Annotated in this window: 23 protein-coding genes; 13 read left to right on the top strand and 10 right to left on the bottom strand. The window is 66.4% G+C overall.

What is annotated here, in order from left to right; all coding sequences use genetic code 11:
- Positions 1 to 10: 10 nt before the first annotated feature.
- The 3 genes from B3446_RS07385 to B3446_RS07375 form a co-directional block, all read right to left on the bottom strand.
- Positions 11 to 415 carry a GCN5 family acetyltransferase gene (locus tag B3446_RS07385; protein ID WP_291379306.1) on the bottom strand — a complete coding sequence of 135 codons (405 nt, stop codon included), beginning with the start codon at positions 413 to 415 and terminating at the stop codon, positions 11 to 13.
- 76 nt (positions 416 to 491) lie between these two features.
- Positions 492 to 1,460, bottom strand: a complete 969-nt coding sequence (locus B3446_RS07380) for a tripartite tricarboxylate transporter substrate binding protein (protein ID WP_291379304.1) — start codon at positions 1,458 to 1,460, stop codon at positions 492 to 494.
- A 41-nt stretch (positions 1,461 to 1,501) separates the two neighbouring features.
- On the bottom strand, positions 1,502 to 2,833 hold the full coding sequence (locus B3446_RS07375) for an arylsulfatase (protein ID WP_291379302.1): 1,332 nt from the start codon (positions 2,831 to 2,833) through the stop codon (positions 1,502 to 1,504).
- Between the two features lie 101 nt (positions 2,834 to 2,934).
- On the opposite strand from B3446_RS07375, the gene B3446_RS07370 reads away from it, so the two are divergent.
- Both B3446_RS07370 and B3446_RS07365 read left to right on the top strand, forming a co-directional pair.
- Positions 2,935 to 3,837 carry a LysR family transcriptional regulator gene (locus B3446_RS07370; RefSeq protein ID WP_291379300.1) on the top strand — a complete coding sequence of 301 codons (903 nt, stop codon included), beginning with the start codon at positions 2,935 to 2,937 and terminating at the stop codon, positions 3,835 to 3,837.
- A gap of 77 nt (positions 3,838 to 3,914) precedes the next feature.
- Positions 3,915 to 4,268, top strand: a complete 354-nt coding sequence (locus B3446_RS07365; RefSeq protein WP_224776766.1) for a hypothetical protein — start codon at positions 3,915 to 3,917, stop codon at positions 4,266 to 4,268.
- A 35-nt stretch (positions 4,269 to 4,303) separates the two neighbouring features.
- Here B3446_RS07365 and B3446_RS07360 read toward each other — a convergent pair whose 3' ends face one another.
- Positions 4,304 to 5,590 carry a hypothetical protein gene (locus B3446_RS07360; RefSeq protein WP_291379297.1) on the bottom strand — a complete coding sequence of 429 codons (1,287 nt, stop codon included), beginning with the start codon at positions 5,588 to 5,590 and terminating at the stop codon, positions 4,304 to 4,306.
- Between the two features lie 110 nt (positions 5,591 to 5,700).
- Positions 5,701 to 6,180 carry a hypothetical protein gene (locus B3446_RS07355; RefSeq protein ID WP_291379295.1) on the bottom strand — a complete coding sequence of 160 codons (480 nt, stop codon included), beginning with the start codon at positions 6,178 to 6,180 and terminating at the stop codon, positions 5,701 to 5,703.
- Positions 6,181 to 6,536: 356 nt separating this feature from the next.
- Between B3446_RS07355 and B3446_RS07350 the strand changes: the two genes are divergently transcribed.
- The 8 genes from B3446_RS07350 (at position 6,537) to B3446_RS07315 (ending at position 15,552) form a co-directional block, all read left to right on the top strand.
- Positions 6,537 to 6,740 carry a cold-shock protein gene (locus tag B3446_RS07350; protein WP_129242965.1) on the top strand — a complete coding sequence of 68 codons (204 nt, stop codon included), beginning with the start codon at positions 6,537 to 6,539 and terminating at the stop codon, positions 6,738 to 6,740.
- A gap of 41 nt (positions 6,741 to 6,781) precedes the next feature.
- Positions 6,782 to 7,039, top strand: a complete 258-nt coding sequence (locus B3446_RS07345) for a hypothetical protein (protein WP_291379292.1) — start codon at positions 6,782 to 6,784, stop codon at positions 7,037 to 7,039.
- A gap of 188 nt (positions 7,040 to 7,227) precedes the next feature.
- On the top strand, positions 7,228 to 7,755 hold the full coding sequence (locus tag B3446_RS07340; RefSeq protein WP_291379290.1) for a sigma-70 family RNA polymerase sigma factor: 528 nt from the start codon (positions 7,228 to 7,230) through the stop codon (positions 7,753 to 7,755).
- A gap of 15 nt (positions 7,756 to 7,770) precedes the next feature.
- Complete coding sequence (locus tag B3446_RS07335) at positions 7,771 to 8,790, top strand: FecR family protein (RefSeq protein ID WP_291379288.1); 1,020 nt, start codon at positions 7,771 to 7,773, stop codon at positions 8,788 to 8,790.
- Between the two features lie 89 nt (positions 8,791 to 8,879).
- Complete coding sequence (locus tag B3446_RS07330; protein ID WP_291379286.1) at positions 8,880 to 11,327, top strand: TonB-dependent siderophore receptor; 2,448 nt, start codon at positions 8,880 to 8,882, stop codon at positions 11,325 to 11,327.
- 134 nt (positions 11,328 to 11,461) lie between these two features.
- A complete protein-coding gene (locus B3446_RS07325) occupies positions 11,462 to 12,055 on the top strand; it encodes an RNA polymerase sigma factor (protein WP_291379284.1) in 594 nt (197 codons plus the stop codon).
- On the top strand, positions 12,055 to 13,014 hold the full coding sequence (locus B3446_RS07320) for a FecR family protein (protein WP_291379282.1): 960 nt from the start codon (positions 12,055 to 12,057) through the stop codon (positions 13,012 to 13,014). The genes B3446_RS07325 and B3446_RS07320 overlap by 1 nt, the downstream gene beginning before the upstream one ends.
- 111 nt (positions 13,015 to 13,125) lie before the next feature.
- Positions 13,126 to 15,552, top strand: coding sequence for a TonB-dependent siderophore receptor (locus B3446_RS07315; RefSeq protein WP_291379280.1), 2,427 nt, complete (start codon positions 13,126 to 13,128; stop codon positions 15,550 to 15,552).
- A 40-nt stretch (positions 15,553 to 15,592) separates the two neighbouring features.
- Here B3446_RS07315 and norR read toward each other — a convergent pair whose 3' ends face one another.
- Positions 15,593 to 17,122 (bottom strand): nitric oxide reductase transcriptional regulator NorR, encoded by a 1,530-nt coding sequence (gene norR, locus B3446_RS07310; RefSeq protein WP_291379278.1) that lies wholly within the window; start codon positions 17,120 to 17,122, stop codon positions 15,593 to 15,595.
- Between the two features lie 152 nt (positions 17,123 to 17,274).
- On the opposite strand from norR, the gene ytfE reads away from it, so the two are divergent.
- On the top strand, positions 17,275 to 17,946 hold the full coding sequence (ytfE, locus tag B3446_RS07305) for an iron-sulfur cluster repair protein YtfE (protein WP_239213088.1): 672 nt from the start codon (positions 17,275 to 17,277) through the stop codon (positions 17,944 to 17,946).
- A 60-nt stretch (positions 17,947 to 18,006) separates the two neighbouring features.
- Positions 18,007 to 18,417, top strand: coding sequence for a hemerythrin domain-containing protein (locus B3446_RS07300; protein ID WP_191576817.1), 411 nt, complete (start codon positions 18,007 to 18,009; stop codon positions 18,415 to 18,417).
- 72 nt (positions 18,418 to 18,489) lie between these two features.
- On the opposite strand, the gene B3446_RS07295 is transcribed toward B3446_RS07300, so the two are convergent.
- On the bottom strand, positions 18,490 to 18,798 hold the full coding sequence (locus B3446_RS07295) for a DUF1272 domain-containing protein (protein WP_291379275.1): 309 nt from the start codon (positions 18,796 to 18,798) through the stop codon (positions 18,490 to 18,492).
- A 170-nt stretch (positions 18,799 to 18,968) separates the two neighbouring features.
- On the opposite strand from B3446_RS07295, the gene B3446_RS07290 reads away from it, so the two are divergent.
- Positions 18,969 to 19,886 carry a DUF808 domain-containing protein gene (locus tag B3446_RS07290; RefSeq protein WP_291379273.1) on the top strand — a complete coding sequence of 306 codons (918 nt, stop codon included), beginning with the start codon at positions 18,969 to 18,971 and terminating at the stop codon, positions 19,884 to 19,886.
- 163 nt (positions 19,887 to 20,049) lie between these two features.
- Here B3446_RS07290 and B3446_RS07285 read toward each other — a convergent pair whose 3' ends face one another.
- From B3446_RS07285 to B3446_RS07275, 3 genes are read right to left on the bottom strand one after another with little or no spacing between them, the layout of a single operon-like run.
- Positions 20,050 to 21,414, bottom strand: a complete 1,365-nt coding sequence (locus B3446_RS07285; protein WP_291379271.1) for a TolC family protein — start codon at positions 21,412 to 21,414, stop codon at positions 20,050 to 20,052.
- Between the two features lie 2 nt (positions 21,415 to 21,416).
- Positions 21,417 to 24,602, bottom strand: a complete 3,186-nt coding sequence (locus B3446_RS07280; protein WP_291379269.1) for an efflux RND transporter permease subunit — start codon at positions 24,600 to 24,602, stop codon at positions 21,417 to 21,419.
- Complete coding sequence (locus B3446_RS07275) at positions 24,599 to 25,714, bottom strand: efflux RND transporter periplasmic adaptor subunit (RefSeq protein WP_414632404.1); 1,116 nt, start codon at positions 25,712 to 25,714, stop codon at positions 24,599 to 24,601. The genes B3446_RS07280 and B3446_RS07275 overlap by 4 nt, the downstream gene beginning before the upstream one ends.

Here is a 25,714-nt window from a genome sequence, read left to right as displayed (position 1 = left end):
CCCGCGCAGGTCAGACGCTGCGGCTTTTCAGGAAGTCGGCGATGGAGGTCGCGGTGCGCTTGCTGTCGGCCAGCCATTCCACGCGCCATTCGGTGATGCGTTCTGCGGTGTGGTGTTCAAAGACGCCCGGCGTAGGCTCGTTGATGGACTCCAACTGCCGCACCAACACCAATGGTCGTTCCGCGCCCGGCGTGTCTTGCGAAAACGCCGCGGCGTCTTCGAAGGTGTCAAAGGCGTAGTAGTAATCGTCGCCCTCATGCAGGTCTTCGCCGCCCGCATGCGGGTGCACCCACACGCGATATTCCAGGACGTCGTCGTAGAAATAGCCGCCGCCCGATTTGGTCATGGCGGGGTATTCGCCCACCTGATCAGGATCGATGGCGACGGGGTGGGCGGAGGAAAGAGGTGGCGTCATGGTGAGCGGCGGATAAGGTTGAAGCGCTGCGGATTGTGGTAGGCCAACACCTTAGCGCATTCAGGCGCCACGCCGCTCAGTTCGCCAGCTTCACCGCGCCGCTGTCGATCAGGGCCTTCCATTTGGCGTTGTCCGCCTGGATGAATTTCAGCAGGTCTTCCCGCGACCCGCCGCCGGCCAGCATGCCTGCGTTGTCGACCGCCGCCTTGAACGCGGGCGTGGCGACGGCGGCGCGCAGCGCGGCGTTGATGGGTTCAAGCTGTTCGCTGGTGATGGCATTGCTGGCCGCCACCGAAAACCATTGCGTCGCGGCGTAGCCCTTGAACCCTGATTCTTCCACCGTCGGCACGTCGGGCAGGCTGTCCAGGCGATAGGGCGTCGTCACGGCGTAAGCCTTCAGTGCGCCGGACTTGATCTGCGGCATGACCGGCGCGGATCCCAGGATGGCCAGCGGAATCTGTCCGCCGGCAACGTCGGCCACCGCCTGGCCGCCGCCCTTGTAGGGCACATGCACGATGCGGGTGCCGGCGTATTGGTTCAGCAACTCGCCCGCCAGATTCTGCGAGGTGCCGTTGCCCGAGCTGCCATAGCTCCAGGCTTCAGGTTGGCGGCGGGCATCGGCCAGCACGTCCTGCAGGCTGTTCTTGGCGCCGCGAGCGGGGCCGACGATCACCATGGGGCCTTGCGCCATCAGCATTACGGGGGCCAGCTCGCGGCCGATGTCGGGTTGCGGCGTCGGGTAGATGAGGGGTCCTGGCACGGTGAGCAGATAGCCGTCGGCGGCCTTGCTGCGCGCGACCAGTTGAAGCGCGATCGCACCCGAGGCCCCGGGACGGTTCTCCACGATGACGTTCAGGCCGGTCTGGCGCGCCAGCTCCTGCGCCGCGATGCGCGTCAGTACGTCCGCCGTGCCGCCGGGCACGAAGCCCACCACCCACGTGATCTGTTTGGCCGGCCATTGAGAATTACCGTCGGCCGCGGTGGCGGCCGAGGCGGGCAGGGCGATGCTCAGAAGCATCGCGCAGCATTGGATAGCGAATTTCATGTTTTCCCCTTGATCTCTGCTATCGGTGATTCGTCTTGCGCTCAGCCGGGATCACGCTTGCCGGGCGGCGTGTTCGGATGCTCGGCGCACGACTGGTTGAACGCCTGCACCATTTTCAGGATGGGGCCGAGCACCCACGTGTTGAAGATGAGAATGTCGCTCTCCTCCTTGGGGTCCTGTAGCAGATTGAACAGATACGGGGATTCCAGTTTGCCCTTGCCCTCGTTGACTTCGGGCTCCCAGTAGAAGTGCAGCTTCCAGTCGCGCCATTTCACGGCGCGCAGGTCGCCCTTGATGTAGAACAGGAATCCCTCGCGCAGGGATTTCGGGCTGGCTCCGGTAAAGAAGTCGGTCTGGTCGATGCCGTCGATGGGCCGGTCCTGCGGAATATCTGCGCCGCCAATGCGGGACAGCGTCGTGTACAGATCGGTCACGTGGACCATCTCGTTGGACACCTGACCCGGCTGCACGCGGCCCGGCCAGCGGATGATGAAGGGCACGCGCAGGCTACCTTCCATGGCGGTATGGTAGGTGCCGCTCCAGGGCCCTGCGGTGCCGCGATAAGGCTTGCGGTATTCGGGGCCGTTGTCGCTGCAGAAGATGAACACGGTGTCCTCGCGCAGGTTCAGTGCGTCCACGGCCTGCACGATCTGGCCGACGCGATGGTCCATTTCGACCATGGAGTCCGCGAAGTCGCCCGCGCCCGTGCGCCCGGCAAAGTCGGGGTGCGGCAGGGTGGGAAAGTGCAGATGCACCAGCGGCAGATACAGGAAGAACGGGCGCGCCGCCTCGGCATGCTTGCGCATGAATCCGATGGACCGGTCCACCAGTTCGGCGTCGATGCCGCGCCGCGTGTCCAGATCGTAGACCTTGACGTTCTCCGACGGCCCGCCGGCTTCGCCTTGCATGATGTGCGGAATGTCCGCCACCGTGGGATCGAAGCCGATCGACGACGTGAACTGGCTTTCGTCGGTGGTGCGCGGGATGCCGTACCACTCGTCAAAACCCCGGTCGCTGGGATAGCGGCCGGGGATGTCGCCCAGATGCCATTTGCCGAAATGCGCGGTGGCGTAGCCCTGGCCCGACAGTTGTTGCGCCAGCGTGATCTCGTCGCGCGCAAGCCCTTGCGGCAGGCCGGGCGGCACGGATTGCAGGCAGCCCGTCCGGATGGGGTGACGCCCGCTCATCAGCGCCGAGCGCGTGGGCACGCAGTCGCTTTCCACGTTGAAGTTCTGCAGCAGCAGGCCCTCGGTGGCCAGGCGGTCGATGTTTGGCGTCGGCGCGCCGCGCAGGGCGCCGCCGCCATAACAGCCAAGTTCTCCCCATCCCAGATTGTCGGCCACGATCAAGACGATGTTCGGCTTGTGTTCCATTGTGCTCTCGCCTCGGTGAATGCTCGGGTTGATCCCAGGATTCTAGGAGGGCAAGGTCGCCGTTATATTCCCGAAAGTACGTAAATGAATGAACTTTGGTTATGAATCTGTCGCTGCGGGATATTGAGTATTTCCTCGCCGCCGTCGAGTACGGCAACCTGGAACGCGCCGCGGCGTCGTTCGGCGTCAGCCAGCCGGCATTGTCGAAATCGCTGCAGCGGCTGGAGGCCGATACGGGGCTGGCGTTGCTGGACCGCAGCGGCCGTGGGCTGCGCCTGACGTCCGCCGGGCTGGTGTTCCTAGAGCATGCCAAACGGCTTTGGGCCGAGTACCGGGACGCCATGCGCCACGCCGCGGAATTGCGGGTGGGCCAGGCGGGTTTGCTGCGCGTGGGGGTAACGGGCGCGACCGTCGACAGCGTGGCGATGCCCGCGATGCGGCACCTGCTGCCGCGCCGGCCGGCGCTGCGGGTGCAATTGACGCAGGGGTTATCGGATGACCTGAATGAGCAGGTCGCCAGCGGCAAGCTGGACCTGGCCGTGACGCCCATCTATGCGGACGTGCCTTCGACCCTGCACCATGAACCGATCATGGAAGACCGCCTTTGCGTGGCGGCCAGCCGCCACCATCCGCTGGCCACGCGCCGCAAACTGGCATTGCGAGATCTGGCGGACCTGCGGTGGATCCTGCCCAAGCCTTCCTCGATTGCCCGCAAGGCCCTGGATGCGCGGTACGCGGAAAGCAACCTGCCGTTGCCCGCCGTGGCCCTGGAGGTCGAGCACTTTTCCAAGGGCACGCTGGAACTGCTGGCGCAGACGGATCTGCTGGCGCTGTTGCCGCAAAGCGCGTTGGAGACTGAGGCGGACGTCGTCGCGCTGCCGGTGGCGCTAGGTCGGCCGCTGCCGCGCGCCATTGCGCTGATTTCCCGGCAGGGGACCGCCTGGTCGCCGCTGATGCATGAATTTCGGCGCGCCATCCTGGATTGCGCAGCGGGCATGCGCTGAGCACGGCGACTGGGGCGCAACGGCGGTTTTCGGCTGTGCCACAATGGTCCGCTTTCAATTCATCAGGAGCGGGGTTCATGGCTGGAACGTCATTGCGGGTTGCGGCGGGCGTGGGGCTGCTGTCGCTGGCGGCGCTTGCCGCGTGCGGCAAGAAAGAAGCCTATCCGCCCGAGGTCCAGCGCGAGACCTACAGCTCGTGCGTCGCCGGCTTTAAATCGCGGGTTCAGGCGTCGCCGGAAGTCGACGCAAAGGCCGCCAGTTATTGCAATTGCATGGTCGACGGCTTGCAGAAATCCGTGCCCTTCGAGGAATTCAAGCAGCTGGACCAGCTGCTTGCGACCAAGAGCGCCACGCCGGACAGCGACAGGCTGAGCAAGGGCGTGACCGATGTGGTCAATGCCTGCTTGAAGCGCGAAATGCCCAAGGGCTGACGGCCCTATTGCTGAACGCAATTGCCCAACGCGCGTCAGGTGCACTGCCAGAGGTGCCCGCTGACGCGGCAGGCGGCGCACCAGAAGGTGTAGTTGCAGCCGCCGCTGCCCCACAACCATTCACCGCCGTCCTCTTGCGGCAGGCCGGAGTCCAGCTGCATGGCAAGGGGCATGTCCTCGCCGCAGTCGGGACACGCCGGGTAGTCGGCCGATTGCACCCAGCTCGGGGCGCCGCCGACCCGGCTGAGGTTCTGGCGGCCATTGGACTCGCCCCAGTCTTGCCAATGCCAGCGCGCCGGCGCCTTGAACAGCGTCACATCGGCTTCCAGCAGCGGACTCGCGATGGAGTCCGGCGTCAAGGGGGCGTCGCGTTGCTGGCGGGGGTGCATAAGCGGCGCGCCGTCCTCGGCGTGGCGAAAGAAAAGGGCGCCGTCCGTTTCCCAACCCTGGCATGACAGGCAGGTCGCGAATTCAATGGCGCTGTGACTATCGATGCCCGCTGCGGCGGCATCCGGAATCGCCAGCAGCCGGTGCAAAGGTCCGTGGCACAGGCCGCAGCGGCTTGCCGACGCGCCGCCCATGCGCGCTTGCACGCAGGCCGTTGATTCGGGTTTCCAGGTGGGATGCGCGCGCTGCACCTCGCGCCGCCATGCCGGCTGTTGCGCCAGCATGGATTTTCTTTGCGCAGCGCTTAAGCCGATGTGCAGCGGCTGTTCGCCGTGCAACGCGCGCAAGCTCCCTTCGTGTTCCGCGAAGCCCGTTTGCTGCAAGTACGATGCGGCATCGGGGTGGCCGTCGTCTGGGAACAGGCGACGCCAGGCGGCGTACACCGTCTGCGGCCGGCGCGACCGCAGCAATGCGACGGCGCGCGCGCGGCCTGGACTGCCTTCGGCGAGGTCGTCGTCCAGCCGGTGCAGCCAATCGTGCAGCGTGGCGTCGTCAAGGGCGCGCCATGCGTGATCGGCCGCGTATTCCGGACCGCCGTCGTCGTCTTGCACGGCAGTCAGCAGCCGCTCCCAGTCTGGGGCAAAGACTTCAGGGTGCTGGACCGCTGCGGAATCCAGGATCGCGCGCGCCAGTTCGGAATCCGCGCCGCGCCGCCAGACTTCGCCAACCGTGGCCACGTAGGCCGCGTCGTCCATCAGGTCCAGCGCGGCGTCGACGAAGGTGGCGTGCTTGATCGGCCTGTCCAGCGCCTGCAGGACCAGATCGTCCAATGCGGCGGGCGCATCCCGCCGCAATTGCAGCATTTGCGCCATGGGGTCGTTGCTCTTCCAGCCCAGGCGCTCATAGGCGTCAAGAATCTCGGTGGCGGTTTTCATCGGCTGGTCCAGAATTGATCGAGCCGGGAGGATATCCGATGGCGCCGTCTGCCGCGGACCAGTGACGTAGGCCGGGGCCAGACCCAGGGGCGATCTGTGCCGGGCCCGCGCTAGCGTGCCCGCTTCGTCGACACGTCCGTATGTGTGCCGCGATCCAGATCCGCGCCAAGCGGCCTGTCCCAAGCGGGCAGGGTCTGCAATTCCTGGCTGACTTCACCCGCTTCGATGCGCCGCGCAATGTCATCCAGCAATTGCGTGCGCGTGGCGAATCCCCGGCCCTGCAGATCGCGCGCGAACAGCCGGTAACGCAGATTGGGTTCGGCGCCTTTCATCACACCCAGATTCAGGATGTGGCCTTGCTCGTTGCGCAATAGCAGATGGCCTGGGCGGGCATAGATGCGGTAAATGCGCCAGGGCGACGAGATGGCAGCGTGACTGGGATAGGTGTCGCGACCCGGGTCGCTCCCGGGGACGAACCCGGGACCGCGCCGGATGACGCCATGTCCGCCGGACGGCGGTGGCTTCGAAGGAAGGCGCTTGATGCACGCGCTGCGAATCGGGCGATGGATCTTCCGAAAGCGCTCACGCAACGCCCGCCGCTATCGCGGGAAAATCGATCGGGCGGGGGGCTGGCGGCAGGGGCTGGCGCTGAATGACCACGGGTTTTTCCTCATATGGCGATACGTCGAGGCGACGCGCGTTCAAGCACCACGCGGCCAGCATACGCGCTTTAGGCGGCCGGCCTGCGTGCTGAGTTGATTGGTTACTCATTAAGCACAAAGCGCGTTGACTTCGCCCTGCGCGCCGCCCATAGTGGCTTCGAGTCTTTTCGAGCATCGTGATTTTCGTCCGGTCTTGCACCCTTCGTGGGGCGCCTCATTGTTCGCGATCCTTTCCTTGACTGGCCTCATTTCGCGGGTTTGCCCGCATTCAAAGGAAAGCGTCAATGGAAACCGGAATTGTGAAGTGGTTCAACGATGCCAAGGGTTTTGGCTTCATCATGCCCGAGGATGGCGGCAAGGATCTGTTCGCGCATTTCTCGGAGATCGTCAGCGACGGCCACAAGGTGCTCGTTGAAAACCAGCGTGTCAGCTATGTGACCGCGCAAGGCGCCAAGGGCCCTCACGCGACGCAGATCCGCGCATTGTGATCGGCGGCCGCGAGGCCTTTCGGTCGGACATTGGAGGTCCCATGTTTCATAACAATATGGTCTACAAGGGCTACCGGCTCACGGCAAGTGTGTCGCGGGTTGCGATCGGCAACGCGCGCCGGCCCGCCTTTACCGCAACCGTCGCCGTGGAATTGGCGGGTGATCGGGACCGGCTCGGCGAGCCGCATGCCGTGCCGCTTTTCGACGCCGGCGGGTTCGTCGCCACGCCCGGCATGGCGGTCGATGCGGCGATCACGCATGGACGCTTGATGGTGGATTCGCATTCCCGGGCAGATTGACGGCGCGATGCGCGCAGCCGGGCAGCGCGAATCGCTTTGCCCATGCACGTGCAATAGCCGAACAGGGCCGCCCCGCGTTACGCGGGGCGGCCCTTTTGCTTTTTGAACGATTGCCGGCGGTTTGCGCGCGCCATTCTTTTGGTTTAAATTTCGGAAAAATTCTCATTTAGATTTGATCGCCGGGAGGAGTGTTGGCCGCAGAATCGGGTGTACAGCAGCAGTTGCACACGCTGTACCGCGACCATCATTCCTGGCTGTTTGGCTGGCTGCGCAAACGCATGGGTTGTGCGCACAATGCCGCGGACGTCGCGCAAGACACGTTCGAACGCCTCCTCGCATCGCGCAATGTCCTGTTGGGACAGCGCCTGCAGATCAACGAGCCGCGCGCCTACCTGACCACGACCGCGAAACGATTGCTGATCGACCGCGCTCGCCGTGAGCAACTTGAACGCGCCTACCTGGCCGAACTCGAGCTGATGGCCGAGGACCTGCCGCAATATCCTTCCCCCGAGCAATTGCTGATCGCCGTGCAGGCGCTGGACCAGATCTGCCAGGTGCTGGAAGGCGTGTCCGCCAAGGCGCGCGCGGCCTTTCTGCTGCACTACCTGGACGGGCAGACCCATGCCGCGGTGGCTGCGCATCTGGGCGTGTCCACGAAGATGGTGCAGAAGTATCTGGTGCAGGTCCTGCTGCACTGCGGCCGGCTGCTCGCCTGAAACGGAAGGCCACAGATGTCCGCAACCGTCGCCGACAATGACGCGCTGGCCGCTCAAGCGGCGCAATGGATCGTGGCGTTGTCGGCCGACGACGGTATCGAGCGCGAGCGTGCGCGTGCGCAGTTCGAGGCATGGAAGCGTGCGGATCCTCGCCACGCCGCCGCGGCGGCCGGGATGGAACGGCTGTTGGGACAAGTGAGCGACGTTCGCAGCACGGGTACGGGCGGCGCGGGCAATGCCGCGGTGGCGGCGGTGCTGGCCATGCATGGCAAGCGCCGCCGCGTCAAAACCTATGTGGCAGCGCTGGCATTGGCGTGCACGCTGGCCGTGACCGCCTGGCTGGCGCTTCAAGCCTACCCGCCGTCCTATTTGATGGCAGACGTACGCGCGGGAACGGGGCAGTGGAAGACCCAGACGCTGGCGGACGGCACGCGCATCACCTTGAACAGCGCCAGTGCCGTCAATCTGCGCTACGACGCCGCTCGCCGTACGGTCGAATTGTTGCAGGGCGAAATTCTGGTCGACGTGGCCAAGGACGCGGCCCGCCCCTTCGTGATCGAGACGCGCGATGGGGCGATGCGGGCGGTGGGGACGCGCTTCGTGGTCAGCCGCGAGGAGGATTCGACGGTGCTGCGGGTGCTGGAATCCAAAGTGACGGTGCAGACCGCCGACCAGCGCCGGACGCGCAGCGCGGAATCGGCGCTGATCGAGGCCGGCCAGTCCGTGCGCATCCGCGGCGATGGCCTGGGGCCCGTCACGCCGATCGATCCGCGCAGCGTCGAGGATGCCTGGGCGCAGCATCGGCTATTCGTTGAGGACCGGCCGCTGGCCGAGGTGCTGGACACGCTGAACCGGCACCGCACCGGTCACATCCAGTACGAAGCCGCCGCCATTGGGCACCTGCGCATTTCGGCGGTGCTGCCGCTGGACGACACCGATCGCGCCCTGCAGTTGCTGGCTGCGAACCTGCCCGGCCTGCGCATCCGCACCTATACGCCCTACCTCGTGCGCGTGGACCTGCCGGCGGCGCCCTGACCTCACTTCAAGAAATATCGGTGTTGGCGGTTCCAGTTCCGGATTCTCGCTCGTCAAGGAAAGAGAACACCCGAACAGGACTCGAAGACATGGCATTCCCTCGCCGTGGCGCGCCGCGCGCCAACGCGTATCCCTCCGGCCGCATCCGCCGCCTTCCCCTTGCACGGCATCTGCCGCTGGCCATCGCCGCCGCGCTGGCAGTGCTGGAACCGCCTGCCGTGCATGCGCAATCTGCACCCGCGGCGGCGATGGCGTACGACATTCCCGCAGGGCCACTGGCCCCTGCGCTCAGCCGTTATGCCCAGCAGTCCGGCGCCGAGATCGTGCTGGACGTGCGCGCCCTGGACGGGATCAGCACGCAGGGGCTGCGCGGAAGTTATGGGGTGAACGAAGGCTTTGATGCGCTGCTGCAGGGCACGGGCTATCGCGCCAGCAAGACGGCGGTCGGCTACGTGCTGGTGCCCGCGCCGCCGGGCCGCGACGGCGTGACCACGTTGGATGCCGTCCGTGTGGATGGCAGCGGCGTGCGCAGCGCTACGACCGAGGGATCAGGTTCGTATGCGGCCAGGGCGGTCACCCTGACCAAGGGCGCCCAGTCGCTGCGCGAGATTCCACAATCGGTGTCCGTGATGACGCGCCAGCAGATGGACGACCAGGGCCTGACCACGGTGGCCGAGGCGTTGAGCTACGTGACCGGCATGACGCCTTCGGACTACGAAGGCACCGAGAAATTCAGCGCGCGCGGATTCGGCACAAGCACCCAGTACGACGGCCTGCCGCAGCAGGACTACAGCCCGCACATGGACCTGGCCATTTATGACCGCGTGGAGATCCTGCGCGGACCGTCTGGCCTGTTGACCGGCACCGGCGAGCCGGGCGGCATCGTCAACTACGTGCGCAAGCGCCCGTTCGACATGACGCATTTTTCGGCGTCCGCGTCGGTGGGGTCCTGGAACCATCGCCGGATCGAGGCCGATGGCGGCGGCGCCCTGAACGGCGCGGGCACGCTGCGCGGCCGGCTGGTGGGCGCCTACGAGGCCGAAGACAAGTTCTATGACTACGGCCGTTCGGAGCCCACGACGCTCTACGGCGTGCTGGAGTACGACTTCACGCCAAACACCACGCTTGGACTCACCGCCGCGTACAACCAGCGCCGCTTCCGCAATTTCAATGGCCTGCCGCTGTACGCGGACGACAGCCTGCCTGCGCGCGACGATTATGTCGGGCCCAGCAAGATGTCCAACATGGACACCTATGACCTGGGCGCTGATCTGACGCATCGCTTTGGGGGCGGTTGGGAGCTGAAGGCGGCCTACCTGCACCGCGACACGCGCTACCGCGGCTACTCCGCCTTCGTCACCGCGCCGCTGGACGTCGAGACGGGACGCAGCGGCATGAGCGTCGGGCGCATCGCAAACGACTTCAAGTGGGACCAGGGCGACATTCACGTATCCGGCCCTGTCCGCATGCTGGGCCGTGAGCACACCTTGACGTTGGGCTACAACTACGCGCGTTACGACTCCACGACGGGCAGCCGGTTCGCGACACTGGCCGACTGGGATCCGCTACACGACCACGATTTTGGCGCCATTTACGATCAGCCCGTCATCAACAAGAGCAACTCCATCACGACGCAGTCGGGCTTGTACGCGACGGGCCGCTTCAAGCTTGCCGACCCCTTGACCCTGGTCCTGGGCGGACGGTGGACCGACTATTCCGAGAAGAGCCGCGACGTGTCGCCGGTGGCGTCCGACTATACGCGCAGCGCGGCCGATGTCAGCAGCGAGTTCACGCCTTTCGGCGGCGTGGTGTGGGATGTGAGCAAACAGGTGTCCCTCTACGCCAGCTACGCCGACATCTTCGTGCCGCAGACGCAGAAGGACTACACCGGCCAGACGCTCAAGCCCCGCGTGGGCTGGCAGACCGAGGTGGGCATCAAGGGCGAGTTCTTCGACGGCCGCCTGAATGCGTCGCTGGCGGTGTTCCGCATCCGCGACCAGAACCGCGCCATGACGGACGAAGCGCACATCGGTTGCGATGGCACGGTGAACGGCACGTGCTACCGGCCCGCCGGCAAGGTGCAGAGCCAGGGCTGGGAGGCGGAGGTCAGCGGCAGTCCGGCGCCGGGCTGGGATATCTCGGCGGGCTACACCTACACCAATGCCAAGTACCTTCAGGACTCGAACCCGGCCAACGTGGGCCAACGTTTCGCTGCCGACGTGCTGCCCAAGCACCTGTTCAAGCTTTGGACGCAATACCGCTTCGGCCGCGACGATTTCGGGGGCGCGCTGGTGGGGTGGCGCCTGGGCACCGGCGTCCAGGCGCAAAGCGACGTGTACACGTCGTCCATGCGGCAGGGCGGATACATGACGGTATCCGCGCGCGTGGGCTATCAGATCAACAAGAACTGGGACGCCGCGCTGTCGGTGAACAACCTGTTCAACCGCGAATACCTGCGCACCCCGGGTTACGGCATCTTCTACAACATCTACGGCGCGCCTCGCAACGCCATGCTGACCGTGCGCTACGCGATGTAGACGTGTGCGCCAGGTCTGCCTTCCCAGCGGCCGTGCAAGTTCGGTCGTGCACGTTGCTGGGGGGCCACGCTGGGCGAGGCTGCGGTACAAAATAGCTGCAATAGGAATCATTAACATCTAATATCACGCCCTGGATGCGCGCCGGCTCGCTGTGGCCGTGCGCCGGAAATTTCCTTAGGGGCATCATGGGGGAGCGGTTCTTCGGCGTGGTGGCCGAGGCATACAAGGCGTGGAACGCCGAGCTGGTCGGCTTTCTGAACCGGCAGCTCAAGCGTTCGCCGGACACCGCGCAGGATCTGGCGCAGGAGACTTTCGCCAAATGGCTCGCGGCAAGCAAGAGCGGCGAACAGCTGGAAAAGCCACGCGCGTACCTGTATGAGATCGCCCGCAATCTGCTGCGCGACCATTGGCGGCGCGAGGGCGTGCGCGGCGAGCATGTAGTGGCCAGCCTGGACGATCAGGCGTTCGAGCCGCCCGCGGACAGCCTGGCTGCGCACTCGGGCCTGCAACCCGAGGCGCGCGCCGACGCCAACCAGCGCCTGCGCTTATTACAGATGGCCATCGACGACATGCCGGCGCGTCAGCGCGAAGCGTTTTTGCTTTATCGGTATGATGAGCTGCGCTGCGAGGAGATCGCCATCCGCATGGGCATTTCGGTCCGCGCGGTGGAAAAGCACCTGCAGTTGGCTCTGGCGCATTGCAAGCGTCGCGTCCAGGGCGAAGCCTGATGAACCCATCCCAACCTTTATCCGCTACCGAAGCTGCCGCCAGCGCATGGTTCTTGCGCCGTCGCGAGGGCGCGCTCGATGCCTTCGCTGAGCGCGACTTTCAGGCATGGCTGGCCGAGTCGCCGCTAAATCGCCAGGAATATGAACGCCTGGACCAGGTCTGGGACGACATGGCGGCGCTGCCGCGTCCCGCACCCCGGGTGGCCGCGCAGGCGCCCGCGCCGCGTCCGCGACTTGCCGCCTACCTGAAATGGGGATGCGTTGCCGCGGCCCTGGCGCTGACCGTCGCTGCGGCGTACCAATACCTGCCGGTCAGCTACACGACACTGGCCAACTCCGCGACGCAGACCCGCAGCGTCGATCTTCCCGACGGCACGCAAGTGCACGCCAACGGCGGCACCCGCGTCACCGTGAAATACACGCTGGCCGAGCGGCGCATCAATATCGAAGGCGGCGAAGTCTTCATTGACGCGGCAGCCGACCGGCGTCCGCTGATCGTGGAGGCGGGCGGCGCCCAGCTGCGCGATATCGGCACCGAGTTCAACGTGCTGCTCCTGCCCGACACCTTGCAGGTGGGCGTGCGCAGCGGCGTCGTGCTGCTGGATTCCGGCGATGCGCAGGCGCCCGTCGTCCGGCGGCTGCAGGCGGGCGACACGGTCCGGCTTGCGCGCGGCCCCGGGCGGCAGGTGCGCGAGCAGCGCGTGCCGCTGACCGAGATCGGCGCCTGGCAGGACGGCGTGGTGGTGGTACATGACATGACCGTGCAGCAGCTGGCCGCGTACATGGCGCTGCACCGCGAGGCGCCCGTGCTGGTCGCGGATGCCCGCGCCGGCGGTCTGCGGCTGTCTGGCACGCTGGACCTGCGCCAACCCGAGGCGTTCCTGGATGTGCTGCCCAGCCTGCTGCCCGTGACGCTGAATCGCCGGCCCGACGGCACGGCGGTGGTCGCCAGCCGCTAGTCTCCCCGCCGATTCGGGCATGCGAATAATTATTTTTCCCAACACGTTCGGGTTCTGGCCGCTCGTGCGTCTTCCCCTGTGAAAGTTCACTTCTTTTCGTGGGGATAGACCATGGCGTCTCGCCATTTCCATTGCCGGCCCAGCGTTGGCCGTTACGCGCTGCTGTGCGCATTGTCGATGACCGTACTTGCGGCCGGCGCCCTGGCGTCCCGTCCCGCCCATGCGCAAGCTGCCCAGGCGCAGGCCATTGAATTGGCGGCTGGCAACCTGGCGGATTCGCTGGTCAGCCTGGGCCGTCAGACGCAGGTGCAGATCCTGTTCAGCCCCGGGGCAGTGGCCGGCCTGCAAGCGCCGGCCGTCTCAGGCCGATTGACGCCGCAAGCGGCGCTGGACCGGCTGCTGGCGCGCTCCGGTCTGGTCGCCGTGCCCAGCGGGTCGGGCTTCATCGTGCGCGCGCCGTCGGACGGCGGCAGCAGCAGCGACGCCGCGACGCTGGCGCCGGTAACCGTGACGGGCCGCGACCTTGCCACGACCGAAGGCACGGGTTCCTACACCACGCCCGCCGTCACCATCGGCAAGAACGTGCAAAGCCTGCGCGAAATCCCGCAATCCATTTCCGTGGTCACGCGCCAGTTGCTCGACGACCAGAACCTCGTGAACCTGGACGACGCCATGCGCACGGTCACGGGCGTGACGGTCGAAGCCGGCAGCGTGGGCGGCAATCACGGCAACTTCTATTCCCGCGGCTATGCGCTGGACACGATCCAGGTGGACGGCGTCAACACGCCCGCCAGCACCGGCAACGATCTTTCGGCCGGCTTCGGCCTGGCCATCTACGACCGCATCGAAGTGCTGCGCGGCCCGGCCGGCCTGTTCCAGGGCGCGGGCGATCCGGGCGGCACGGTGAATCTGGTGCGCAAGCGCGCGCAGCGGGATTTTGCGTTTAGCGGTCAGGTCATGGCCGGATCGTGGGACCGCTATTACACCGAAGCGGACATCACCGGCCCGCTGGACAGCGACGGCCGGCTGCGTGGCCGGCTGGTGGCGTCCTACGACGACCGCCGCTCGTTCGTGGACGGCGTCTACACCCGCAAGCCGCTGTTCTACGGCACGATGAGCTTTGATGTGACGCCGGACACGACGCTGACGGCGGGCGCCACGTATCAGCAGTACAAGGGCCGTCCCTTCTTCGGCCTGCCTGCGTACACCGACGGCCGTCTGCTCGACGTGCGCCGCTCGACCAACCTGGACCCAAGCTGGAACCACATCACGGAGGAAATCACCGAGTATTTCGCGGACGTGGAGCATCGCCTGTCGAACGGCGGACGCATCAAAGTCAGCGGCCTGTACCGCGAGCAGGACGAGCCCAGCCGCGAATTCGGTTGGTCCGATTGCGCGGTGGATCCGTTGACCGGTGATACGTGCCTGGTCAGCTGGAAGTATCGCAGCAACTGGAAAACCTATGGCCTGGATGCCTTCGTGTCCACGCCGTTCGATGCCTTCGGGCGCACGCACGAGCTGATCGTGGGCGCGGACTACCGCAACGTCCACAAGAACTTCCAGTACGGGGGCGGGGATACGGCGGACATCAATCTCTACCATCCCGACAACGACATCCCCAAGCCGGATTACGAGTTCACCAACGGCAACGACAGCAAGACCCATCAGTACGGCCTCTATGCGCGCACCAACCTGCGCGTGGCCGATGCCGCGACGATCATCGCGGGCGGCCGCTTGACCTGGTGGAACAACAAGACGGCCAACCGCAACGCCTACTTCAATCAGTTCACCAACACCGACACCAGCATCAACGGCAAGTTCACGCCGTACCTCGGGCTGGTGGTGGACCTGAACGACCAGCTGTCCGCCTACACCAGCTACACAAGCATCTTCTCGCCGCAGACGGTCACCGACGCCAACGGGCAACCGCTGGATGCCCGCACGGGCAAGCAGTTCGAGATCGGTTTGAAGGGCGAATTCCTGGACAAGCGCCTGAACGGCCACGTCGCGTTGTTCCGCATGGACGACGAGAATCGCGCCATGACCGATCCGGACAATCCGCTGTTCTCGATGGCCGCGGGCAAGATGCGCAACCAGGGCTTTGAAGCGGAGATCAGCGGCAGCCCGGCGCCGGGTTGGGACATTACGGCCGGGTACGCCTACACGACGACCAAGACGCTCAAGGGCACGGAAGACCAGAAGTCACAGCAGTACGTCTTCATCACGCCGCGCCATACCTTTAATTTGTGGACCAAGTATTCGTTCGCGTCGGGTCCCATGGAAGGCTGGTCGCTTGGGGCGGGCGTGCGCAGCGTCAGCAGCATGTACCGCTTGAACGGGCCGGTGAAGTTCGAGCAGCGCCCGTACACCACGGTGTCCGCGCAGGCGGGCTATCGATTCAACAAGCATGTGGATGCGACGCTGACGGTGAACAACCTGTTCGACAAGGTCTACTACCAGCGCATGTGGGCGGCCTACGGGTCGAACTACTACGGCGAGCCGCGCAGCGTCATGCTGGCGGTGCGCGCGACGTACTGATCCTGACCGGGCGCGGGCGGCGTCGTTGCAGCGCGGCGGTTCAGGCCTTCAGTCCCAGCCGCCTTGCCAGCTTGTGCAGGTTGCTGGGGTCCACGTCCAACGCCCGCGCGGCCACCGCCCAATTGCCCTGGTTCGCATCCAGCGCGCGCCGGATGACCTGACGCTGGCAGGCGTCCACCGCGTCCCGCAGCGATTGCACGGGTGCGGTGGCATCGGGCGTCTCGGCCGCATCATCCTTCAGCGACGCCGGCATGTCGCCGTCGGATAGATCCAGCAGCTTGGCCCCCAGCGTGACGATCTCATTGCGGCTGGCGCCGTGGCTGACGGCCTTGATGGCCGCGCGGCTGATGACGTGTTCCAGTTCGCGCACGTTGCCCGGCCAGCGGTAGCGCCGCATCATTTCCTCGGCCTCGGGCGATAGTCGCAGGCTGCGCAAACCGAGCCGCGCGCGATTCAGTTCCAGATAACGTCCGGCCAGCAGCAGAATGTCGTTGCCGCGGTCGCGCAGGGGCGGGATGGGAATGGGATAGACCGACAGCCGGTGATAGAGGTCGGCGCGGAAGTCGCCCGCGCGCACCAGGTCGCGCAGGCTGCGGTTGGTGGCCGCCACGATGCGTACGTCCACGGTGCGCGGGCGGTCGTCGCCAAGCCTCTGGATCTCGCCGTTCTGCAGGGTGCGTAGCAGCTTGGCCTGCACCAGCAGCGGCAGTTCGCCGACTTCGTCCAGGAACAGGGTGCCGCCGTTGGCGGCTTCGAAGCGGCCGGGGCGGTCGGCGACGGCGCCTGAAAAGGCGCCTTTCGCGTGGCCGAACAGTTCGCTTTCGGCCAGGGATTCCGGGAGTGCGGCGCAGTTCACATGCACCAGCGGCCGGTCGCGGCGGCGCGACAACCCGTGCACGCGATGCGCGAACAGCTCCTTGCCCACGCCGGTCTCGCCCAGCAGCAGGATGGGAAGCTCTGAATCGGCCACGACTTCGATCTCGTGCAGCAGCCGGCCGATGGATTCGCTTTGACCCAGGATGTCGCTGCTGGCCGGGGCGGCGTTGTCCGCCGGCGCCTGCCCGCGCGCCACGCGCAGGGCGCGGATCTCGGCCTCCAGGCGGGTGGTGCGGAGCGCGGCCTCGAGCAGCACGATGTAATCGCGCAGGTCGGCCTGCGCCTCCATGTCGAACGTGCCGACCTCCAGCGCGTCCAGCGTCAGCACGCCCCAGGTCTTGCCTTCAATGTGCAGGCTGGTGCCCATGCAGTCGTGCACCGGCAGCGGTTCGCCCGCCATGCCGTTGATGAGTCCATCGTAGGGATCCGGCAGCGTGCTGTCGTGATGAAAGCAGGTGACGCCGCGCCGACCCAGGATGGCCGCCAGCCGCGGATGCTGCTGCACGGCGAAGCGGCGGCCCAGCGCGTCCTGGGTCAGGCCGTCGACCGCGATGGGGCGCAGATGGTCTTCTTCAAGTTGCAGGAGCGCGACCGCGCCGCAGCGGAAATGGGTGCGAAGACTGGAGACCATACGCTGAAGCCGGATAGCGGGCGGCAGGTCGGCGACCAGGTCCGCAAGCAGGAGATTTTGCATGGGGTGAATTCTACCGTTGCAAGGTGAATAGAACCCTCATGTTGAAGGGTGATATCTACCCTATAAATCGCAGGTGGTTGATAAATCGCAAGTTTTTCCTGGCACGGTTTTCGCAAGTAGAGAGGCACCGCAATGATCTTTGGAGAGACGCGATGAGCATGGTTGAGCAATCCCTGGGCCAGTTGGCCCGCAGCATTCCCGGCGCCACGCAGGTGTTTCACGAGTTCGATCTGGACTTCTGCTGTGGCGGCAAGAAGAGCCTGGCCGAGGCGGCGGCCCAGCGTTCGCTGGACCCTGCGCAGATCGAGGCCCGTCTTGAGGCCCTGGCGCAGAATCCGCAACAGGAAACCGACTGGGGGCTGGCTTCGCCGGCAGAACTGGTTGACCACATCCTGGCGCGCTACCACGAGGTGCATCGCCAGCAGTTTCCGGAACTCATCCGCCTGGCCCTGAAGGTGGAACAGGTGCATGCTGACAGCCCCGACTGCCCGACCGGCCTGGCCGACCACCTGCGCACCATGCAGCAGGAACTGGAAAGCCACATGCAGAAAGAGGAACAGGTGCTGTTCCCCATGCTGGCTCGCGGTCACGGCGCCATGGCGACCATGCCGATCATGGTGATGCGCATGGAACACGACGACCACGGCGTCGCGCTCGAACGCCTGATGGCGTTGACCAACAACGTGACGCTGCCGCGTGCCGCCTGCAATACCTGGCGCGCGCTGTATCTGGGCATCCGGCAGTTCAAGGAAGACCTGATGGCGCACATCCACCTGGAGAACAACATCCTCTTTGAAAACGCAGGCGCGCGCGCGCCGGCCTGACGGGCGCGGCAAGGAAGGGCGGGGCCTGCCGGCCCCGCGGCATCAGCAGGGAAGGTCCGTATGAATATCGACAAATTCAAGCAGCAGCACGTGGATATCCTGGAAGGCATCGCGGCGCTGCGCAAGCTGGCCCTGGCGGGCGTGGCGCGCAACGCGGCCGAAATCGCCCAGGGCATCGTGGCCATGAGCGCCACCATCAAGCTGCATCTGGCGGTCGAGGACCGGGCGCTGTACCCGGCCGTGGCGCGCAGCGCGGACGCCGAACTGGCGCGCAAGGGGCGGGAGTTCCAGGAAGAGATGGACGCCATCGCCGCCGCCTATGAAGGCTTTGCCAAGCGCTGGAACAACGCGCGCAATCTTGAACTGGACGAGCGCGGTTTCCGGGACGACGCCAACACCGTGCTGCGTCGCGTCCACGAGCGCATGCAGCGCGAAAACCGCGATCTTTATCCGCGCATCGAAGCAATGTAGCAACCGGCCCGGCGCCGAAGCCGGTTCCGGCGGGCTTGCCGGCCTCACGGCGTTTGGGCTGCCCTACCGGCGTCAGCGATCTTCCGGCGCAATGGCCTCAAGCGCGCGCCGCAAGGCGGCATGCGCTTCCCGGTCTACCGGCCGGTGCTTGCGTTCTGCGCTGGCAGGATACGTGCCCAGAAAGTTGCCGCCCTTGCGGTCCATGGCCGGGCGCACCGGCCGGGGCGCTAAGCCGCCGCCGCAGTTGGGGCAGACGTTGCCCAGCACTTCTTCCACGCAATCGGCGCAAAAGGTGCACTCAAAGCTGCAGATCCTGGCCAGCCGAGAGTCCGGCGGCAGGGCCGTGTCGCAGTGTTCGCAGGTGGGGCGCAAGGCAAGCATGGAAGGCTCCAACATCGGGAAGAGACCGGTGCGCCAGCGTACCTGTTTCGCCGCCCGCCGCGCCATCAGATCCGGACACAAAAGGAATGAAAAGCGCCATCTCCGTTGCATGAAACCGGCGACCGCCGCCTGTACACTCGGAACACCTTACAGGGCGACAGGGGTTCTTGATGGCCGGAAGCAGTTTCTTCGCGTTGTTCGACGATATCGCCACCATCCTGGATGACGTTTCCGTCATGACGAAGGTGGCCGCCAAGAAAACGGCGGGCGTGCTGGGCGACGACCTGGCGCTCAACGCCCAGCAGGTCAGCGGCGTGCCGGTCAACCGTGAGCTTCCCGTGGTCTGGGCGGTGGCCAAGGGCTCCTTCATCAACAAGCTGATCCTGGTGCCCGCGGCGCTGCTCATCAGCGCGTTCGCGCCCTGGGCCATCACGCCGCTGCTGATGCTGGGCGGCGCGTTCCTCTGCTACGAGGGCGTCGAGAAACTGGCGCACAAGTACCTGTCGCATGGTGAATCCCCCGAAGGCCACCACGCCGCGCGCGCCGAGGCGCTGCAGAACCAGTCTGTCGACATGGTGGCGTTCGAAAAGACCAAGATCAAAGGCGCGGTGCGCACCGACTTCATCCTGTCGGCGGAAATCATCGTCATCAGCCTGGGCGCCGTGGCCGGCGCCGACTTCACGCGGCAGGTCGCAGTGCTGTCCATCATTGCCATCGGGATGACGGTGGGCGTCTACGGCCTGGTTGCCGGCATCGTCAAGCTGGATGACCTGGGCCTTTACCTCCGCCAGAAATCTTCGCGCGCGCTGGCCTGGCTGGGCGAGCGCATCGTGGCCGCGGCGCCTTACCTGATGAAGACGTTGTCGGTGGTGGGCACGGCCGCGATGTTCATGGTCGGCGGCGCCATCCTGACCCACGGCATCCCGCCGGTGCATGCGGCCGTCGAACACGCCGCTGCGGCGGTCGGCGGAGGCGGCGTCGTTCACGCGCTGGTGTCCACACTGCTCAATGCCTTGTTTGGCATCGTCGCCGGCGCGGTGGTGCTGGGCGTGGTCAGCCTCGTCAAGCGCCTGTTCAAGAAGGGCTGACGGGCAGCGGGATCCGGCGCGCCGGGCAGGCGGGCGCGGCCGGGCAACGGGGCCGCCCGGAAGGCCCCCACGACGAAAGGGCCGTGGCGTAACGCTACCGCTACCGGCATCTACTGCTACTGCTACTGCTACTGCTACNNTACTGCTACTGCTACTGCTACCGCTACCGCTGCGGCGCGGCGCTGGCTGGCGAGCCCATCGCCTGGAACAACGCCGCCGTTTCCGTCATGCGGGCGTTGGCGTATTCCAGTTCTCGCAGGCGCGCCGCCACGTAATGCTGCTCGGACGCGTACTGGGTATAAGGCGCCAGCGCACCCAGCCGAACGCGCTTGGCCGTGTTCTGATAGGACTGCTCCGCCGAGCGCCGCGAGGCTTCGGCTGATGCCAGCGCCTGCCCGCCGGCATCCAGCCGTGAGAGCGTGTCGGCCACGTCGCGGAACGCGGTCAGTACGGTCTGCTTGTACTGCAACACGGCGGCCTCGTAACGCGCCTTGGCGGCGCTACGCTCGGCAAGCAACTGCCCGCCGTGGAAGATCGGCTGCGTCAGCGACGCGCCGATGGCCCAGATGGAACCGGCGCCCGACAAGGCATCCGCCCACGCAAACCCGCCCTTGCCCATGGAGGCCGTCAGCGACAGGCTCGGAAAGAGCTGCGCGGTGGCCAGCCCCACGTCCGCCGCGGCCGCCACCAGCGCCGCCTCGGCAACCTGGACGTCCGGCCGGGAAGCCAGGAGTTCCGACGGCACCACCACCGGCACCGCTTCGGGCACGGCGATCGTGCTGAAGGCCAGATCCGGCGGCGCCTGGTCGGGACTGCGGCCCAGCAGCACGGCCAGCGCGTGACGCGTCGCATGCCACCGCGCGCGCAGGCCGGGCAGCGATGCTTCCAGCGTGGCGGCATCCTGATCCGCATCCAGCGCGTCGTTCTGCGACGCGGCGCCCAGTTCGTACCGGCGCTGCGTATCGCGCGCGACCTGCCGCAGCAGCACCACCTGCTTTTCCGTCAGGGCCACCTGTTCGGCCAGCGAGGTGTTGGCAAAGCGCGCCGCGCCAAAGAGGTCCAGGTTGTAGCTGGCCTGCACCTGTCCCGTGAAGACATTGAAGAGCGCGGTGGGCTGCGGCAGGTTGGGCATCGTCAGCGCACGGTTGCGGGTGGCGCTGACGCCCGCATCCACCGTGGGCAGCAGCGACGAATTGACCTGTCCGCGCAGTTGCTCGCGCGCGCCGGCCAGATTGCGTTCGGCGGCGGCCAGGTCCGGACTGTTGGCCAGGCCTTCTTCCACCAGCGCATTCAGCGCGTCGGACTGGTAACGCGTCCACCATTGCGGCACCGGGTGCGCGCCGCGTTCGAAGCGTTGCGCCACGCCCTGCGCGGCGGCGCCGGCGGCAGGGGCGGCCTCGACTCCGTACTGCGCGGGTTCGGCCATCGCGGGCGGTCTGCTGTCCGGCGCGAAGGCGCAGGCGCCCAGCGCCAGCACCAGGGGCAACGCGGCAAATCGCAGGCACGCGGAAGGGATGGAATATTGCATCGTCAGGCTCCTCGTTCCACCGTGTCGCCCGCGTTGGCGCCGGGCGGCACGCCTTCGGGTTCGTCGCGTTCGTTGTGCTTCACGCGGAACCACGCGGCATACAGGGCTGGCAGGAAGAACAGCGTCAGCACCGTGGCGCTGGTGATGCCGCCCATCAGAGCCGTCGCCATGGGGCCGAAGAAGTTGCTGCGCAACAGCGGAATCAGTGCCAGCACGGCGGCGGCCGCCGTCAGCGTGATCGGCCGGAAGCGCCGGACCGTGGCGCCGACGATGGCGTCCACGCGTTTATGGCCCGCGCTGATGTCCTGATCGATCTGGTCCACCAGGATGACCGAGTTGCGCATGATGATGCCGAACATGGCAATCACGCCCAGCATCGCGACAAAGCCGAAGGGCTTGCCGAACAGCAGCAGGGCGGCCACCACGCCGATCAGACCCAGCGGCGCGGTCAGCACCACCATCAGTACGCGGGCGAAGCTTTGCAGTTGCACCATCAGCAGCGTCAGCACGGCCACCGCCATCAGCGGCATCTGCGCATTGATGGACGTCTGGCCCTTGGCGCTTTCCTCCACCGGTCCGCCGACTTCGATGCGGAAACCGACCGGCAGCTCGGCGCGCAGCGTGTCCAGCTTCTTGTCGATGGCGCGCGTGACGTCGATGCCTTGTGCGCCGCCAATCACGTCGGCCTGGACGGTGATCGTGGGTTGGCGGTCGCGTTCCCAGATGACGCCGTACTCCAGGTCGTACTTCACCTGGCCGATGCTGCCCAGCGGCACGGGGCCGTTCGCCGTGGGCATTGCCAGCGTGGCAAGGCGGGCGGGGTCGACCCGCTCTTCGCGCGGGGCGCGCAGGCTGACGTTGATGAGCTTGTCGCGCTCGCGGTACTGCGTCACGGTGTAGCCCGATAGCGTCATCGCCAGGAAGTCGGAAATGTCGCTGGAGCTGATGCCCAGTTCGCGCGCCTTCTGCTGGTCGACTTCGAAGCGAACCGAACGCTCGGAAGGCTCGTCCCAATCGAACTGCACGTTGGCCGAACGTTTGTCGGCGCGGACTTCGGCGGCCACCTTCTCGGCCACCGCGCGCACGTCCGGGATCTTGTCGCCGCTGACGCGGAACTGCACCTGATAACCCACCGGCGGCCCGTTCTCCAGCCGCGACAGACGGCTGCGGATCGCAGGGAAGTCGCTGCGCAGCATCGGCTCCATCCACTGCGCGAGCTTTTCGCGGTCTTCCACCGAGTGTGTCGTGATGACGAGCTGGGCGAAGTTGGGCGTGGCCAATTGCTGGTCCAGCGGCAGGTAGAAGCGCGGGGCGCCCGTGCCCACAAAGCTGACCGAATGCGCGATTTCGGGCCGGCCCTCGATCGCCTTCTCCAGGCGTTCGACCTGACGCAGCGTCGCGGCAAAGGACGCGCCTTCCTGCAGCCGCACGTCGACCAGCAGCTCGCTGCGGTCCGAACTCGGAAAGAACTGCTGCGGCACGAATTTGAAGCCCGCCATGGCCACGGCAAAAACAATTACCGTGCCGGTCAGCACCAGAAAGCGGCGGTCCACGCACCACGCCACCCAGCCGCGCAGACGCTGGTAGAAGCGGGTGTTGTAGATGTCGTGTTCGTGGTCGTGCGGCAGATGCGCCTCGCGCTTGCGTTCGGACAAGAGGCGGTAGCCCAGCAACGGAATCAGCACCACGGCCGCGAACCACGAGGTGATCAGCGCAATGGCGGACACCTGGAAGATCGAGCGCGTGTATTCGCCCGTGGCGGATTTGGCCAGCGCGATCGGCAGAAAGCCCGCCACGGTGACCAGCGTGCCCGTCAGCATCGGAAACGCCGTGCTGGTGTAGGCGAACGCGGCGGCGCGTGTGCGGTTCCAGCCTTGTTCCAGCTTCACCGACATCATCTCGACCGCAATGATGGCGTCGTCCACCAGCAGGCCCAGCGCCAGCACCAGCGTGCCCAGCGACACCTTGTGCAGGCCGATGCCGAACATCTCCATGAACAGCGCCGTGATGGCCAGCACCACGGGGATGGAAATCACCACCACCATGCCCGTGCGCAAGCCCAGCGACACCAGGCTCACGGCCAGCACGATCGCCACGGCTTCCGCGACGGAGCGCAGGAATTCGTCGACTGAATGCGACACGGCCGTGGGCATGCTGGAGACTTCCTTCAGCGTGAGGCCTGCGGGCAGTTGCGCCTGCAATTCCTTGAACTTCGCGTCCAGCGACTTGCCCAGGCGCACCACGTCCTGGCCCGGCTGCATGGTGATGCCGATGCCCAGCACGGTTTCACCGCTGAACCGCATCTGCTGCGCGGGCGGATCGTCATAGCCGCGATGAATGGTGGCGATGTCGCCCAGCCGGATCGACTTGTCGTTCACGCGGATCAGCGTGTCCGCCAGCGCCCGGCTGTTGGGAAACTGTCCCGAAGGCCGCACGAAGATGCGGTCGTCGGCCGTGGTCAGCGTGCCCGCGCCCTGCACGGCGTTCTGGCTGTTGATCGCCTGCGCGATCTGTTGCGGCGAGACGCCCAGCCGGGTGAGCTGCGTGTTCGTGATCTCGATGTAAATGTGTTCGGGCTGGTCCCCGAAGTAATCCACCTTGGCCACGCCGGGCACGCGCAGCAGCACCGTGCGTAGCTTGTCCGCATAGTCGTGCAACTGCGCCGGCGGAAAGCCGTCGCCCTGCAAGGTGTAGATGTTGGTGTAGACGTCGCCGAACTCGTCATTGAAGAACGGCCCCTGCACGCCTTGCGGCAGCGTGGCCCGCATGTCCCCCACCTTCTTGCGCACCTGGTACCACTGGTCGGCCACCGTGCTGGCGGGCGCCGAGTCCTTCATGGTGTAGAAGATCAGGGATTCGCCCGGCCGCGAGTAGCTGCGCAGGAAGTCCGTGTTGGCGGTTTCCTGAAGCTTTTTGGCGATGCGGTCGGTGACCTGCTCCTGCACCTGCTGCGCGGTGGCGCCGGGCCACAGGGTCTGGATCACCATGACGCGGAAGGTGAAGGGCGGGTCCTCGGACTGCGCCAGGCGCGAATACGACAGCACGCCGAACAACGTGACGAGCGTGATGATGAAGATCACCAGCGGCTGATGCCGCAGCGCCCAGGCCGACAGGTTGAACCGGCCTTCCTCGTGGCGGTGGGCGTTCTGACTGGCTTCCTTGCCGCCTTCCTGGCCGGGGGCGCTCATGACGCGAAGTCCTCGGGATGCAGCGGCGGCACCGGGCGCACCTTTTCGCCCGCCGACACCGTGTGCACGCCTTGCCACACCACGCGCTCGCCGGCCTGCAGGCCTTGCGACAGCGTGACGGTGCGCGCGTCGTATCGAAGCACCTGCACGCGGCGCAGTTCCAGTGTGTCGGCGTCGGGCTTGACGATCCACACCGCGGGTTCCCGGCCTTCATGGAACAGGGCAGTGGCCGGCACGGTAAAGGTGGTCTGCCCGTTGGCGGAGCGGTTGTCGAAGCTGATGTTGGCCGTCATGCCCAGCCGGACTTCGGGCGAGGGCGACTCCAGCGTGAGCTTGGCGCGGTAGGTGCGGCTCTGCGGATCGGCGGCCGGCGCGATCTCGCGCAGCACCGCCGTGAAGGTCTGGCCGGGCAACGAACCCAGCGTGACGCTGGCGCGTTGGCCGATCGCCAGTCCCGCCAGCACGCTTTCGGGCACGTCGCACAGCGCGTCGATGTCGCCCGACCAGGCCAGTTGGTAGACCGGGGTGCCCGCCGCCACGTTCTGTCCGGTGTCGGCCTGTTCGGCCGTGATGACGCCCGCGTGGTCGGCCGTGAGGGTGGTGTAGTTGAGCTGGTCGGCAGCCAGCGCCGCCTGCTGCGCGGCCTGGTCCCGCTGCGCAAGCGCCGAGGCATAGGCGTTGCGAGTTTGTTCAAGCTGCGTCGCGGCAATCAGGTTTTCACGTGCCTGGGCGCGGTCACGGTCCAATTGCTGCCGCGCGTAGTCCAGCTGGTGCTGCGCCGCGGACAGCGATGCGCGCGCTGCGGCGGCGTTCTTGGCCGCGTCGGCCGGATCCAGCTTGGCCAGAACCTGGCCGGGCGCGACGGTGTCGCCCAACCGCACCTTGCGCTCGATGATCTTGCCGCCCACGCGGAACGACAGCGGCGTGCTGTAGCGGGCCTGGACTTCGCCGGGCAACGTCCAGGCGGGCAGGGCTTCGTCCGCCTGCGCGGGCATGGCCACCACGGGACGCGGCGCTGGGGCGGGCGCCTCCTCGCGGCCGCAGCCGGCCACGGCGGCAGCCAGCGCGAACACGGCAGACAACGCCATCAGGCGTGTCCGGCGGTGGGGCAG

Origin of the sequence: Achromobacter sp. UBA5777, from assembly GCF_002418565.1 — a bacterium.
In the GTDB taxonomy this organism is placed as follows: domain Bacteria; phylum Pseudomonadota; class Gammaproteobacteria; order Burkholderiales; family Burkholderiaceae_B; genus Achromobacter; species Achromobacter animicus.
This window is presented reverse-complemented; position numbering and strand designations above follow the sequence as displayed.

Bases quoted from the DNA above. Each gene is read 5' to 3' on its own strand.
- B3446_RS07385 (WP_291379306.1), bottom strand. From the start codon at position 415: ATGACGCCACCTCTTTCCTCCGCCCACCCCGTCGCCATCGATCCTGAT.
- B3446_RS07380 (WP_291379304.1), bottom strand. From the start codon at position 1,460: ATGAAATTCGCTATCCAATGCTGCGCGATGCTTCTGAGCATCGCCCTG.
- B3446_RS07375 (WP_291379302.1), bottom strand. From the start codon at position 2,833: ATGGAACACAAGCCGAACATCGTCTTGATCGTGGCCGACAATCTGGGA.
- B3446_RS07370 (WP_291379300.1), top strand. From the start codon at position 2,935: ATGAATCTGTCGCTGCGGGATATTGAGTATTTCCTCGCCGCCGTCGAG.
- B3446_RS07365 (WP_224776766.1), top strand. From the start codon at position 3,915: ATGGCTGGAACGTCATTGCGGGTTGCGGCGGGCGTGGGGCTGCTGTCG.
- B3446_RS07360 (WP_291379297.1), bottom strand. From the start codon at position 5,590: ATGAAAACCGCCACCGAGATTCTTGACGCCTATGAGCGCCTGGGCTGG.
- B3446_RS07350 (WP_129242965.1), top strand. From the start codon at position 6,537: ATGGAAACCGGAATTGTGAAGTGGTTCAACGATGCCAAGGGTTTTGGC.
- B3446_RS07345 (WP_291379292.1), top strand. From the start codon at position 6,782: ATGTTTCATAACAATATGGTCTACAAGGGCTACCGGCTCACGGCAAGT.
- B3446_RS07335 (WP_291379288.1), top strand. From the start codon at position 7,771: ATGTCCGCAACCGTCGCCGACAATGACGCGCTGGCCGCTCAAGCGGCG.
- B3446_RS07330 (WP_291379286.1), top strand. From the start codon at position 8,880: ATGGCATTCCCTCGCCGTGGCGCGCCGCGCGCCAACGCGTATCCCTCC.
- B3446_RS07325 (WP_291379284.1), top strand. From the start codon at position 11,462: ATGCGCGCCGGCTCGCTGTGGCCGTGCGCCGGAAATTTCCTTAGGGGC.
- B3446_RS07320 (WP_291379282.1), top strand. From the start codon at position 12,055: ATGAACCCATCCCAACCTTTATCCGCTACCGAAGCTGCCGCCAGCGCA.
- B3446_RS07315 (WP_291379280.1), top strand. From the start codon at position 13,126: ATGGCGTCTCGCCATTTCCATTGCCGGCCCAGCGTTGGCCGTTACGCG.
- norR (WP_291379278.1), bottom strand. From the start codon at position 17,122: ATGCAAAATCTCCTGCTTGCGGACCTGGTCGCCGACCTGCCGCCCGCT.
- ytfE (WP_239213088.1), top strand. From the start codon at position 17,275: ATGAGCATGGTTGAGCAATCCCTGGGCCAGTTGGCCCGCAGCATTCCC.
- B3446_RS07300 (WP_191576817.1), top strand. From the start codon at position 18,007: ATGAATATCGACAAATTCAAGCAGCAGCACGTGGATATCCTGGAAGGC.
- B3446_RS07295 (WP_291379275.1), bottom strand. From the start codon at position 18,798: ATGCTTGCCTTGCGCCCCACCTGCGAACACTGCGACACGGCCCTGCCG.
- B3446_RS07290 (WP_291379273.1), top strand. From the start codon at position 18,969: ATGGCCGGAAGCAGTTTCTTCGCGTTGTTCGACGATATCGCCACCATC.
- B3446_RS07285 (WP_291379271.1), bottom strand. From the start codon at position 21,414: ATGCAATATTCCATCCCTTCCGCGTGCCTGCGATTTGCCGCGTTGCCC.
- B3446_RS07280 (WP_291379269.1), bottom strand. From the start codon at position 24,602: ATGAGCGCCCCCGGCCAGGAAGGCGGCAAGGAAGCCAGTCAGAACGCC.